General features: G+C 59.0%; 15 protein-coding genes. 9 read left to right on the forward strand and 6 right to left on the reverse strand.

Annotation, left to right across the window (positions count from 1 at the left end):
* The first annotated feature begins 8 nt into the window (after positions 1–8).
* Positions 9–791, forward strand: coding sequence for a sel1 repeat family protein (locus B0G77_RS38955; protein WP_243751466.1), 783 nt, complete (start codon positions 9–11; stop codon positions 789–791).
* A gap of 160 nt (positions 792–951) precedes the next feature.
* Positions 952–1,155, forward strand: a complete 204-nt coding sequence (locus B0G77_RS38960; protein WP_133667210.1) for a cold-shock protein — start codon at positions 952–954, stop codon at positions 1,153–1,155.
* Between the two features lie 171 nt (positions 1,156–1,326).
* Here the strand turns inward: B0G77_RS38960 and B0G77_RS43680 are convergent, their stop codons facing one another.
* The gene (locus tag B0G77_RS43680; RefSeq protein ID WP_166656374.1) at positions 1,327–1,500 is read right to left on the reverse strand and encodes a hypothetical protein; all 174 of its coding nucleotides are present in this window, start codon (positions 1,498–1,500) and stop codon (positions 1,327–1,329) included.
* Between the two features lie 404 nt (positions 1,501–1,904).
* Complete coding sequence (locus B0G77_RS38965; protein ID WP_133667211.1) at positions 1,905–2,672, reverse strand: H-NS family nucleoid-associated regulatory protein; 768 nt, start codon at positions 2,670–2,672, stop codon at positions 1,905–1,907.
* Positions 2,673–3,148: 476 nt separating this feature from the next.
* On the opposite strand from B0G77_RS38965, the gene B0G77_RS38970 reads away from it, so the two are divergent.
* From B0G77_RS38970 to B0G77_RS38990, 5 genes are all read left to right on the forward strand, one after another.
* Positions 3,149–4,465 carry an IS701 family transposase gene (locus B0G77_RS38970; RefSeq protein ID WP_133666721.1) on the forward strand — a complete coding sequence of 439 codons (1,317 nt, stop codon included), beginning with the start codon at positions 3,149–3,151 and terminating at the stop codon, positions 4,463–4,465.
* A 243-nt stretch (positions 4,466–4,708) separates the two neighbouring features.
* On the forward strand, positions 4,709–5,035 hold the full coding sequence (locus B0G77_RS38975; protein ID WP_133667212.1) for an H-NS histone family protein: 327 nt from the start codon (positions 4,709–4,711) through the stop codon (positions 5,033–5,035).
* 280 nt (positions 5,036–5,315) lie between these two features.
* Positions 5,316–5,765, forward strand: coding sequence for an RDD family protein (locus tag B0G77_RS38980; protein ID WP_133667213.1), 450 nt, complete (start codon positions 5,316–5,318; stop codon positions 5,763–5,765).
* Between the two features lie 1,240 nt (positions 5,766–7,005).
* The gene (locus B0G77_RS38985; protein ID WP_347814213.1) at positions 7,006–7,962 is read left to right on the forward strand and encodes a J domain-containing protein; all 957 of its coding nucleotides are present in this window, start codon (positions 7,006–7,008) and stop codon (positions 7,960–7,962) included.
* Between the two features lie 18 nt (positions 7,963–7,980).
* Positions 7,981–8,622 (forward strand): hypothetical protein, encoded by a 642-nt coding sequence (locus B0G77_RS38990; protein ID WP_208116585.1) that lies wholly within the window; start codon positions 7,981–7,983, stop codon positions 8,620–8,622.
* A gap of 115 nt (positions 8,623–8,737) precedes the next feature.
* On the opposite strand, the gene B0G77_RS38995 is transcribed toward B0G77_RS38990, so the two are convergent.
* The 4 genes from B0G77_RS38995 to B0G77_RS39010 form a co-directional block, all read right to left on the reverse strand.
* The gene (locus B0G77_RS38995) at positions 8,738–9,310 is read right to left on the reverse strand and encodes a PIN domain-containing protein (RefSeq protein WP_133667215.1); all 573 of its coding nucleotides are present in this window, start codon (positions 9,308–9,310) and stop codon (positions 8,738–8,740) included.
* Between the two features lie 3 nt (positions 9,311–9,313).
* Entirely contained in the window at positions 9,314–9,775 is a 462-nt protein-coding gene (locus B0G77_RS39000; protein ID WP_133667216.1) for a helix-turn-helix domain-containing protein, read from the reverse strand.
* 968 nt (positions 9,776–10,743) lie between these two features.
* A complete protein-coding gene (locus B0G77_RS39005) occupies positions 10,744–11,217 on the reverse strand; it encodes an RES family NAD+ phosphorylase (protein ID WP_133667217.1) in 474 nt (157 codons plus the stop codon).
* Positions 11,214–11,774, reverse strand: a complete 561-nt coding sequence (locus B0G77_RS39010) for an antitoxin Xre-like helix-turn-helix domain-containing protein (protein ID WP_133667218.1) — start codon at positions 11,772–11,774, stop codon at positions 11,214–11,216. The genes B0G77_RS39005 and B0G77_RS39010 overlap by 4 nt, the downstream gene beginning before the upstream one ends.
* A 284-nt stretch (positions 11,775–12,058) precedes the next feature.
* On the opposite strand from B0G77_RS39010, the gene B0G77_RS39020 reads away from it, so the two are divergent.
* Together B0G77_RS39020 and B0G77_RS39025 are read left to right on the forward strand one after the other, a co-directional pair.
* Positions 12,059–12,166: a transposase domain-containing protein gene (locus B0G77_RS39020; protein ID WP_133667220.1), complete on the forward strand. Its 108-nt coding sequence runs from the start codon at positions 12,059–12,061 to the stop codon at positions 12,164–12,166.
* A 135-nt stretch (positions 12,167–12,301) separates the two neighbouring features.
* Entirely contained in the window at positions 12,302–12,688 is a 387-nt protein-coding gene (locus B0G77_RS39025) for a hypothetical protein (RefSeq protein WP_133667221.1), read from the forward strand.
* The last annotated feature ends 418 nt before the right edge of the window (positions 12,689–13,106 follow it).

The following is a 13,106-nucleotide window of genomic DNA, read 5'->3' on the forward strand; positions in this document are numbered from 1 at the left end:
TTGCCAGCATGCCTGATTCGTTGCGATGGCACGAGACAAGAACTGGCCAGCTGGCCTCGCCTGCAACGGGACGTGCTGCGAAACAGGCACCGGGAACCCGAAAATTGCTATTGGGAACCGGAACAGGTGAGCTAGAATCAGGTGCATTCTTCACCAACGGATTGCTCACCATGCAAATGGAAAGCTGGGTTGGGACCATCGAGCGTGAATGGCATCAGCTGCGTCGCGCCGACCCTGCACTCGATGTTGAAAAATTCTTCCGTCATGTACTCGCAGCAAACAAGACCGGATTCCTGTCACCCGAGTCACTCGCCGCAATTGCAAACGCCCTCCTCACCAGCACACTGGATGGCGCGCCTTATCTGGGCCGGCGGCTACTGGAGCGCATTGGCGCGAACCGCCATCCTGCCTGGCGGGTCGCAATGGCCATTTCCCTGGTCACGCCAACAGGGGGTGAGGCGGACTTTGAGACAGGTAACGCGATTCTCGACGACGTGCTGAAAGATGAAACCGCGGAAGGTCGTCTGCGCGGCATGGCCGCCGCTGCGCTGGCCGATAGCGCGCGGCTCGGACGGGGCATGCAGGTTGATGTGAGCCGGGCGCGATCGCTCTACGAGCGAGCCATTGAACTGGGGCATAAGGCCTCGGCACACAATCTCGGACTTTTCTGGGAAGGCGTGTGGGGTGCAGACGACAACAGCCTTATCCCGGACCGGACAAAGGCCATGCAGATCTATCGACGCGGTGGAGATGACATGCGCTGCCAGCGCCGCCTGGAGGCGCTGCGTTGAAGCCGTCCCCTGCCCGCCTGCCAGGAGCCCGCGACTGTCCGTGGAGCCGCTGATTGGCAGGTGTCATCCCGGCGTGGTACAAAAGGCGTCCCTTGCGGGTGATCGCCCCATGCGATGCCGCATTCACGATTGCAGGTTTCAACGTCTACAGGGTTCAAAAATGGCAACGGGCACAGTGAAGTGGTTCAACGATGCGAAGGGCTTTGGCTTCATCACGCCGGATGACGGCGGCGAAGACCTGTTCGCCCATTTCTCCGAAATCAAGTCTGAAGGCTTCAAATCATTGCAGGAAAACCAGAAAGTAAGCTTCGATGTGAAGACGGGTCCGAAGGGCAAGCAGGCCGCTAACATCAAGCCTGTCTGACCGGAACGCGCGTCATCCTGACTGGTGGCCCGTTCTGCGCGGGCCAGCTTTCCTTGCCTTCAGCGGGTCAGGCCTTTCGGGAACGCGATGGACATTCGGCACATGCACGTGGAATGCTGTCCGAGTGTCGACCGAGGTTTTCCGCAAACGCAACGTCCTGATGCGCCCTCTTCACGAACTCTCTCGATTCACCGGATGATCGTTGACCAGGCGCAAGCGTTTCGCCTGTCCGTCGAGATATCCGCAGATCCATTCCCACACCGCGCAGTCGAAATACGGACACGTATCCAGGGGCTTGCCCAGACGGCCAGCGGCGAACCCTTTCTGCCACGGGGTCGTGTTCATCGCGCCTCCATCGTTTCAATGATGGCAGCATTGCTGCGATCGCCTGATACCTCAGTGCGTTGCACCGCGCAAATTGCCTGACTGGCGCGGTATTCCTGCTGATCCTCGAGGCAGGATCAGATGGCCTGTCTACTGCTTGTTGCTCGTCGCAACCCAGCCAGTTCCAGCGTGCCTTCCTCGAGATCGAGGCGTCGAAGCATGCATGTCACGGAGCATGTTCACGTCAGGCCGGCCCATCGGGCACCTCGCTTCGGGAAACGGAAACCGTATGTTCAATGTGACTGGGCACCGGTCGCGCCTGCGCACGGTCGCCGACTCGTCGAAAGCACCCGGGACTGTTTGAGCAGGACGGAGACGTCCTGCTCAAACCACCGAATCTCTCACCGACAATCAGATGGCAGAGGTCACGCGGAGACCGGTGCAGAGGCGATATCGCTGATCGGTACAACCGCTGGCGGATTCTGCGACACCTGCTTCACAGCAGGTGCTTTCCTCGTCACAGACTTTTTCGCCGCCGGTTTTTTGACGGCGACCTTCTTCGCGGTTGCCGGTTCCGTTCCTGCTTTAACCCTCTTTGCTGCGACCTTTTTGCCTGCAACCTTTGTGGTCGTGGTTTTCCCCACCGTCACCGCCCTGGCCGGAGCTGACTTCGGGGTTGAAGCGTCCTTTCCCGCTGCTGCGATCAGAAACTTCGAACGATCTTTAGCACCAGCCAGCCATGCCGGCGCAGGACCGCGGCCACTCCACGTAGCACCGCTCCTGGGGTCGCGATATTTGGGGGCTTGGGGTCCCCTCACGTAGTTGTCAGTCCTGGCAGTCTCTTTTCCGGCAAGAGTCGATTGCCCGGCGGTGCTGTCGTCCATCAGAAACTTCGTCCGGTCTTTGGCGCCTGCGATCCACGCAGGAGCGCGGCCATGCCCTGTCCAGGTGGCGCCCGTCTTTGGATCACGGTACTTCGCCGGGGAGGTGGTCTTGCCAGCTGCCTGTGCAGTCGGCTTACGGCCACGCCTCTTGCCGCCAATGTGTGCTTCGATGTCCGCAACGGTCGAGCCATGGTTTTCCATCAGGTCACGAATCTTTGCGATGACGGTGGACGACTGGCTTTTGACGAGCGCATCCGCTTTCGCCTGAAGCCTTGTGATTTGTGCCTGTACTTTTTCGAGCGTTGTCATTTACTCCCCCCTTGATCTGGCGATGGCCGCACTATGCCAGTAAGTACGACGCGAGTCGATATTGGCACGCTACAATTTAGGGATACTGCGAGTTCAAACGCACGATCGGGCTGCATCGTCGGTTTCAGAGGTGAATGCTGCGGACTGAAGGATGACGCACTTCGACCTTTGGGTTACGACGGTGGCACAGGTAAAAACATTGCCGCGCGAAGCACGGGGAAGACAGGGCGACCATGACAGCGGCTGATCGTACCCAGACGATTTTAATCATTCTCCCCTTTCAAGACGTCCAATTGACTCCCGTACAACCGAACCTGCCGCACACGGGCTCACGCAGCTTTTCACACGCCGAAACTGCGACCCCTTGTAGTTGGCCTGATGAGATACCGGCTGTTTAATCTGACTGTGTCATAAAAAATATTTGCGGTGGAGTGATACCTGGTACTATTGAATAATACAGACTCCGGGCGATCGCGATGAGAGAAGATGTCGACGAATTTGACGCGTATCTGGACCATCTGGCGCAGGTGTTAGGGCACGCCGATCGGCATGCCGGCCTCAAGGGCTACTGTTCGGGCCTGGTCTTGCCGTTGTCACGCAAGAGCGTCGAGCCAATGGCCGCACATATTGACCCACTTCACGCGAGTGCGAAGCACCAGTCACTCCACCACTTTGTAGCCAAGGCAGAATGGTCAGACCGGGCGGTCTTGCAGCGGGTACGCGAATGGGTGATGCCCGCGTTAGGCGCGCACGCTGCTGAAGAATCCGGCTACTACTGGATTATTGACGACACAGGTTTTCCAAAGAAGGGGCGTCATTCGGTCGGGGTGGCACGTCAGTACTGTGGGCAGCTCGGCAAACAGGACAACTGTCAGGTCGCCGTGAGCCTGTCGATCGCGACGCAACGCGGCAGCCTGCCGATTGCCTGGCAGCTGTATGTCCCCAAGGAATGGATTGACGACCGGGAGCGTGCCCGTCGCGCGGGCATTCCCGACGGGCTTGCCTTCGAGACCAAGCCCCAGATTGCGCTGGCCCAACTTCGCCAGGCGATAGCATCCGGCGTTGCGCCGGGCATCGTGCTGGCCGATGCTGGTTACGGCGACGAAACCGCTTTCCGGGAGGGCGTAACTGAACTGGGTTTGTTGTACGCGGTAGGGATCCGGCCGGGCACCTCTGTGTGGGCGCCAGGTACGGCGCCGCTTCCGCCCAGGCCCTGGAGCGGGCGCGGCAAGCCACCGACATTGTTGCGCCGTGGGCCCGGCCACGAACCGATCGCGGTAAAGGAACTGGCCATGCAATTACCCGTGAACGGCTGGCAAACCGTCACCTGGCGGGAAGGCAGCAACGCAGCACTTTCCTCCCGCTTTGCCGCCGTACGGGTTCGTCCCGCACATCGCGACAATGAGCGAAGTACCGTTCGTGACGAAGAATGGCTGCTCGTTGAATGGCCCGATGGCGATACGGAGCCGCTCAAGTACTTTCTCACGACTGCCCCCGAGGAGGCGACACTTGAACAGCTTGTGTTCGTAACCAAGATGCGCTGGCGCATCGAGCGCGACTACCAGGATCTGAAGCAGGAGTTCGGACTGGGTCATTACGAAGGGCGTGGCTGGCGCGGCTTTCACCACCACGCCACACTGAGTATCGCTGCGTATGGGTTTCTGATGGCTCAGCGACTCAGAATGCAATCAGATGGACGCGATAAAAAAAACTTCGTTGAACGCGCGCTGCCTTCCCTTCCCCCGGATTACATCCCCCGGGGCAGTCCAGCGCGCTCAACGTCACGTTCCTGATTCCATAACTACGTTGCGCATCCTGCTTGGACTAAGGCTCATGCAACGATGGCTCTCTCTTCCTGTACGGCAATAGAGCGCGCAACTAATTATATGACACAGTACGATTAATCGTCTGCGGGAAAGCAGCGGTCGACCCACTCCACGATTTAACGAGGTCCGGGCCCGATAGAGCCTGATTCATCTGGATCGTGCGCAGATCACGTGGACGAATGGTCGGACGGCATTACGGATGGATGAGATATGGATGAACGTAAGCGGGAAAGCATGATTGCTTATCTCCGCCACCGGATGGAAGAATTTGGCATCGAGCCAGACGACCTGGCTGCAGCGATAGCAAGCGAGCCGGTGAAGCAGATTCCGGCTCGGTATCAGAATGCGACTGGGGATACGTGGACAGGCGACGGGGAAATGCCTCAGTGGCTGAAGCAGGCGATTAGCGCGGGGCAAAGACTCGAACATTTCGAGATGTCATCGGCGTCACCGAAGGCGGATACCGTGCGGAAGAGGATCGACTGGCGCGACGACCCTTTCGCAGGGAGTCCACTCGCCCGGCAGCACGTCGACTGACGAGGCGCCCTTCCTCCTGCATTTGCTGGCAAACATATTCGGCGACCCATATCGCGCTGATCCATCGTTTCGCCATGTGCCGGACGCATGCGATTGCGAATATCCATGGGTCCCCCGCAGGTCATTTGACCAACAGGGATGGGCTGACGGAGGTATGCATTGTGATGAGCTTGACGAAGATATCAGGTCGTTGTCGCCGGACCGGACTGCTCGCCGACGGAAATGGTCACGACCAGGTTTTCCCGATGATGCGGGTTATGATGGCGACGCGCGGTTTCTGATGCGTTACGCGACCTGTTCAAAGCGTGCCCGCGCCCTTTTCATTGACTCGATCTGGTGGGCGGCTATTGCCCTGTTCATCCCGCTTGGGCCTTCAACCGATGACATCCTGACGGCACCGGAGGCGTTCGCCTCATCCATGGTCCTCTGGCTAATGGTGGGCCAGTGCATACCGATACTGGTCACTGGTGCAATGTGGGCTGCGTGCGGAACATCGCCGGGAAGGCGCGTGGTACGCCTGCGAATCGTAGATGCAGGCACCGGCGCCTCGATGACCGTGAAGCAGGCCATACTCCGCACACTCGGCTATTTGCTCACCTTCGGGACATTCGGCGCGGGGTTTCTGTGGGTGTTATTTAATCCGCGCAAGCAGACTTTACATGACCGCGTGGCCAATACAGTTGTCATTGATGAAGGGCCAGCTGTCAGCTGTCTCCGAAGCGAGAACTGAGTCCGGGATTGGTGTGTACGTTGACTGGACCGATGTCGCGAACAACGGAACGCAGGCGCCATCACCGAAAAAAGTCCACCGGCTGGACGTGATCCGATCAGAGTAGCAAGCACCTTCGTTCACCGTAATCAGGAGGGAGGTTTCCATCTGGGCTGTACCGGAGCGCGGGCGTCGCGCCGGTTCGCCCTCGCCTGGGTGCCTCGTTCTCGCCGAGCCGGCGGCCGTTGTTCACGAAAAATGCGATCCTGCAGCGAGCTGCTCTCGATCTGAGGCGGCACATTCGGAGTCCAAAATATCATAATTTTACCCATGATGGTACCCCATCTGACTCTGACTGGAAGGTATCGATGGCGCCGTACGAGTGGCACCTCGTGCAGGGCATGACCGCCCAGTCACGGCCTGTCGAACAGGGACAGTGTGATGTCCTGCGGGCGACCGGCGCCGAACACGTCTTCCCGTGCCTCAAAGGCCGGCACGCCTGGCTGCATAATTCTATCAGTGTTCCTATTTATATGGATGCCTAACCATGTCGAGGCAAGATTGAAATGTCGGGGTTCCGGCAAGATACAGATGTCGTATCGGTTGAACAGGAAGTGGCGATCTATCTCTCTGGTTTTGTCGTTACACATTGTTGAAGGACGGCGTGTGAACGGGCAGGGAGTGTCAGTCCGTTCAGGGGATCCTGCGGTCCGCCGCCGGGGTGTCGACGTTCAATAGGATTTCTTCAATCGCTTTGCGGAGTTTTCACTCAGCCCGGTCTCAGCCTTTGATCTGGCTCTCGACCCGTTCCCTAGTCGCTGAATGGTGTGCCGTGAAAGATCATCCCGGCCATCGCCTGATAGTCGCGACGCAGCCTGCCAGCGCGCACGGCGGACACCGACGCGGCAGGTGCAAGGAGCACGGAAGCGGGCGGTTGGACATTGGAATATTACAAGCGTCAGAACGGACGGGAGGCGCCGAAAATTCGCCAGTATGCGACCGTCAGCTCGATTCACACATCGTTCCCATCGGGTAAAATGCGGGTCCCCATTGCCTTCCCACATCCTCAGCAGAAAGCCGACCTATGAGCAGGACAAACACGCGGTCCGTCAGCATTGCACCCGATCACGAAAAGCCCGCCTTGTCGAAAGGACAAAAGGCGTTCAATTCGCTGATCAAGCAGATCGAAAAGCGTCGCAAGCAGCTTCGCGCCTGGGAAACGGTCACGCCCACATTCCAGCAGCGGTACGTCGACGAACTTGTGCCCCTCGAACGGACTGCAACCACGCTGCGGATCCAGTTGGTGCATTGTCTTGACCAGTCCTATGCGCAAAAAGAACTGACCAAGGCTGAACGACGGAAGATGGCCATTGTGATCGCCAATCTGGCGGCCGATCTGATCGACGAGGATGAGGATGAAGGCAAGCAACTGAAAGCGATCCACGACAGGTACAGTCCCACCACCTACGACAGCCAGATGGCTGCGGAAGTCGACGGGATGAAATCCGTGCTCGAGACGCTACTCGGCGTCGATCTGGGCGACGATCTCGACCTGAGCTCTCCGGAAGACCTGCTGCAACGCGCACAGGCGCACATCCAGGAGGGTCAGGCGGAATGGGCGGCAAAAAACGCGGAACGGGACGTTCAGCGCGCGAAACGGAAAAAATCGCCCAGGCAACAGGCCGCCGAGGCCCGCGCCCAAGAACAGCAGGCGCAGATCAGCGTTTCCATTCGCGAGGTCTACCGCAAGCTCACCAGCACATTGCACCCTGATCGCGAAACCGATCCGCAGGAGCGTGACCGGAAAACCAGGCTGATGCAACACGTCAACGAGGCCTACCAGAAAAATAACCTGCTGCAGCTGTTAGAACTGCAACTCGAGCTCGAGCATATTGACCAGCATGCTCTCAGCAGCATGAGCGAAGAGCGGCTGAAACACTACAACGCGGTCCTGAAGGAGCAGGTAAGCGAACTCGATCAGGAAATCGTCCACGTCGAGTCCGCCTTTCGGTATGCCTACGGAATCGATCCTTTCGAACCCGTCTCGCCAGACACCGTTCTGCGAAATCTTGCCGTTGATCTGAAGGAGCTCCGACTCAATATCCGGACCCTTGAGCAGGATCTTGCGGCGTTCGAAGACGGCAAGAATGTGAAGCTCTGGCTGAAACACATCCAGGTGGTACCCGCTGCATCAACCTTTGACGCCATGCCGTTCTGATATTGAAAGGAACCGACTGTGATTGCCTATCGATTGCTGAAAAATCATGCGGGCCTTCTGCTGATCGGGGACTACGCCTCTTTGCGGGAGCTGCACGAAATTGTCCACGACGTCAATGAACGGTCACCACTGATTTGTGAGGAGGACGGACCATTCCTGGGGCTGGCCTACGACGCACGCAAGGCATATGAACGGCAGCGGGAAATCCTGCAGCCGCCTGAAGGCGAGGAGGAGATCGGGGTACGCTACGGAGTCGAGATTCTCTGGCCGGTACTCCTTGTGCAGCAGCGGATGCTGCGGGTTTCGCTGGGGTACCTTGATCATTCCAGGCGGCATCAGGCAATCACTTACGCGCTCGAAGCAGTCATCGAGGCGGCATTGCGGGAGGATTTTGGCGCGCAGGGGCAAACCATGGTAGATCGGTGGCTGCGGCTTGATCCCACCCCAGACATCTTCGAGAAACTCGACAGCCGCGGCGCAATGTTTTGCTCATGGTCCAAGGCCGAGCGCGAACGCCGTTTCGCTTCCCTATTGTTGAGCTTTGACCCTCTGTACGAGCACTATCCAGTCTTCCCGGACGATCAGCGCGCCCCGCAACCGGTGTTGTCCAGCGAGCTGGAACAATGGAAAGGCGTGAACTGGCCCGATCCGTGTTGGTAATTGGAACACGGCCCTCCAGCGCCATCTTCAGGCATGGCGACCTGACGCAGAAACGGTCATCGCAGCTCGGCCAGTCGGTCACGTCTACAATTCCGCAGGACCTTCAGAGGGCGGTTTAGAGTGCCCAAGCCAATGGACGCAGCGCGTTCACAGTTTGCGTCAGGCCCTGAGCGGCGAGCGTATCGAGATAGTCATCGACAGATTTTGGTGGGTTCTTCATCGATTGACGATGTCGGGAGGCAGCCTGTAGCACCTTGGCAGCGTTGAGGTCGAACAGGTCAAAGATGAAGTCGTCCGGATGCTGCGCCGAGACATTGTACTTTTGCAGTTCCGCGGCAGGAAAATCCTTGCGGTTGAACGTAATAATGAGTTCGGCACCCGCGTGCATAGCCGCGGCCACAACATGCCGATCATCTGGGTCTGGAAGTTTGATCGCAGGGATCAGGTGCTCGAAGTTTTCGACCAGCGCTTCGCGCACGTTCGCATCCATGAGCTGACGCGTGCGCACGATAGCCTCCGGCTTCAAATCCTTGCGGTGTTCGAGTACGTTCCGTGTCCACTCATCGTGGATCATGTTGCTCCATCGAGCGCGGTACATGTCAGTCAGCGCAAGATGCATAAGCAGGTCGCGCAACGGAGCCGGATAGAGAACGCAGGCGTCATAAACTACGGTGAAGTTTGATGCCATCGTTCAATAGCCCATGCCCAGTTCCTGCGCCTGGGCAGTGAGCTCGTCCAGCGCGGCGAGACGCGCGTCGTCAATCCGCTTCTTGTAGTCGATAACATCCTGGTAGCGGACACGCCGGTGCGTATTGACCCGTCGAAAAGGAATGTCACCCTTCTCGAGCAGCTGCACAAAGTAAGGTCGCGACACGTTAAGCAGGTCAGCTGCTTCCTGCGTGGTCAGTTCAGCGTGGATTGGAATGATTGATACGGCGTTGCCCTGTCCAATTTCCGAGAGCACATTGACCAACAGCTTCAAGACCGTCGTCGGAAGCCTGACGCTATGCATCTCGCCGTTTTCATCCCTGAAGTCGAATTGCTGCGATTCGGCGCGACTGGTCAGCGCAACGGCCAGATCACGGCTCGACTCGCGGGCGATCTCGATCTCTGCCGCCGAAGGCAGAGATGCGGGGGTTGCGGATCTGTTCATGGGTTCCTCGCATCTGGCTAAAACAGGGTTGGGCCATTCTAATTCGAAATAAACGAAACGGCAACCAAAATCGAAATATCCGAAAATCCCGAAGCCATCAGAAGCCGGATCGGCGCCCTGCCTTCATTTGAGATAGTTGAAGCGATTCATTCGAGTGAACTATCTAGTTCAAACTGTGCGCGAGACCGCGTCCCGCTTTCTTTGTTCACTCTCCCGGCGCACATAGAACTCCAGCACCTGGAGCTGGCTGCCGGTGCGGCGCATGGCCTGACCGCCCGGGGCAGCTCGGGGCATGCCAAACCAGGGTCCCCGTGATTTTCATGCCGTTTACCGGGGTAGCCGGAGCTAAGTGCGATAAGGCCTAGCGTTCTGACACCGGAATAATCTTCAACCAAATCATCGATTTCCTGTTTGGTTCCGGCAGCCATGTGACGGCCCCGTCGCAGGGCCGGAACGGGCCATTTTGCGGTGATAAGGGCACTTCTCACCGATAGCCTGCCGGTTGTCGCTCGAAAGCCGCTCTTCTAGCGTTAGATTCGTATGCAATCCCCGGCCCGACAGACGCGATGCCCGCTGTCGGAATACGAGCCAGCGACACCGGGCGATCACACGCGCTGATCGTTCAATTTGCCGGAAAGCCCTACTGCATAAGGCTTTGCGGCGGGCAGGCGTGTTTGACGCGCGGCGGCTGCGGCGCTTGCCGAGACGAGAAAAGACAAACAGCAACCATCTGATTTCGAAGAATATTTAAATCGGGCTGGTTCGCAAAGCCTTATCGCGCCTCGCTGCCGCTACCCCGGTAAACGGCATGAAAATCACGGGGACCCCGAATACATCGTCAATCTGATCGTTGAGCGCTCACCGTCGATCGGAAAAATCAGGAATCTGAAGATCCTTTGAAACAAGGACGACCGTCCAGCCCGACGCCTTTGCTGCGCCCGGGTTATGGGTGCCGGGAACAAGCGGTCTCACCAGATCCGCGCGTCGTAGGTCCAGCGGCGAATTTTCATTGCCTTAACGCGCGCGCAGTCTTTATGCAACGGATTGATCAGAACATTGAACTCTTCCGGCACGATTGCGGAAGGAACGAGCAGCAGCGCGCCTGTATTCGCCGTGAGCCATGCGTCACCGTAGTCGAGGCTTGTCTTGCCCCTGGGAATGGCGTCCCACCCGACTGGCGCCGCTGTATGGCCGAGCTTCTGCGCCCGCCGCCAGACCGCATCCGGAATGTCGATGCGCACGAGGTAACGGTTCAGCGGCAGCACACCACCCAGATGCACGAGCGTCTCGAGACAGGCGAGCGACCGGCTCTCCGCGGTGTAGAGAACCGGCTTGCCGGGCCGGTTCCACCGGCCTCCGGTGCGCTTCGCGCCCTCTCCAGTCATGTCGTCTGCGGTGTAATCAGGCGTGTCCGTCGCGATCCGCCAAACGTGGACCGTCATGCGTAAGCCCCGCTCTGCATCTGTGAGATCAGCGTGCCCAACAGTTCCTGTCCCTCGATCGTATCGAGAAAGTCCGCAGGCAGCGCGCCGCCCAGGGCGGAATTGGGGTGCGACAGCCAGTGCTCCAGCCACTCGGCCGCGTCAAATCCTTTCGGCTCGCCAGACTGCTCAACGATCGTCTGCACCTGACCGATCAGCTTGGACAGGCCGACCATGCGCTCGCTCTGTTCAGAAGAGAGTTTGCTGGCCGACTGCGACTTTCGCGCGACCGTTGTGCGCTTCAGGCCCAGCCGCCGGATCAGCTCGTCCTGAGACGTCTTCATCCGTGCAGCCATTTCGCCCACATCGCGCGCGGACACGCCATGCCGGATGACGGATATGCGCTCCATGCCTGACGCCTGGTAGACGCGCGGAAAATCGAAGAGATGAATCGTCGAAACCGCCGCAGCGGGCGCTGCGCGCCGGGCCGGCTTCGCAGCGGCCCGAGAGCCAGCACGGGCCCTGAGTGCCTGCGGCGCCTTGCGTGCGGTGGCTGAGTGCTTTTCCATGGCCGGCATGGCTTCCCTCCTGTTCCATTTGAAACTTTATTTTATCCCAAATGGGCCAAAGATCGATAACCTCGCAGTCCTGCGGCTGAGTGTTGCAAAGTCGTTCCAATTGACCCGCCTGCCGTCAATGACCACATACGGCATGCGGTCGTTGTCGTGCAACTCGACTCGTCCACGGACCGTCGTCCCGGCAACTCGCGGAAAACGCCTTGCGCTGCGTAAGCCTGGGGAGGAATAATGCGCAGTCGCAAGCATCATCTTTTTTTGGCCCCGAGGCCGGCAACGCCACGCCGATGTTCTACAGCGTGCTGGCGACCTGCCGGGCCAACGATGTCAACCCGTACGACTATCTGGCCGACGTGCTCGGGCGGATCAACGACCATCCGATCAACCGGATCTAGGAATTGGCCCACTACAACTGGAAGCCCTCCGGAGCAGCCGGATCAACATCGACCTTGGCCTCGACGTCGTCCTTGCCGGTTGCGCGCTCGGCGACCCGGCACTGAACTGCGCTCGCACATCAACGGAACGAAGCGATGAACAAGGCAAGCACGGGCAAGACCGAACGCAAAATCTCCGAGACGATTCTGGACTTCGGTGAGCCGCTTCTGTCTGAGGCCATTACCGAAGACACGCCGATCGCCGCGGTGCGTGAGATTTACAAGCTCGTGGTGCTTGTCTGGAATGCGCATGTCGCAGCCAGCCCGCGCTGGGGCGATCCCGGCCATCTGCAGCTGCTGCAGAAGATGGCCGCCTCGCCGCAGATGCCATCGCAAGCGCGTGCCTGGATCGGCAAGCTCTCACACCGATGGCGGGAGAAGTTCTCCGACGCCAAATACTGTGTTGGAGAATGGCACGTCAAGATCAAGCATGACGATACCCTGAGCTTTTTCTGCGACGCACGAGAAGCGCCGCGGCGGTAGTCCGTCTTCGCGCGCACTGTTCTCTCAAAAGTGGCGATGTCGGCGCGTATCCGCGAAATCGGCACCGCCGCCGACCACTCTCCCCGACGGTACCGGAGTTTCCGCTAAATCGGGGGCACTCGCTACTACGGGGATTCTCGGGCGGATACGGCGCGACGGTGACGAAATCGCTGCTCTACACGGTCCTGATTTCGCTCGGCGGCGTGCCCGACTTATTGTGCGCCGCCTGACTGGTCGAGCGCATCGGCCGCATGCCGGCCTGCGTCGGCTCGCTCGTGGGCGCGGGCGAAGACCCTTGCGCGGCTTACAGCGTTCGCATTCGATCTTCAATGGTCCGACTGGATAGCAAGCGCGCCAGCCCAGGTTGCCGCCGCCGGTGGCATTGCGGCGGCGCGTGCCGACGTATGGCGCTATCTCG

This window comes from Paraburkholderia sp. BL10I2N1, from assembly GCF_004361815.1.
Classification (GTDB): Bacteria; Pseudomonadota; Gammaproteobacteria; order Burkholderiales; family Burkholderiaceae; genus Paraburkholderia.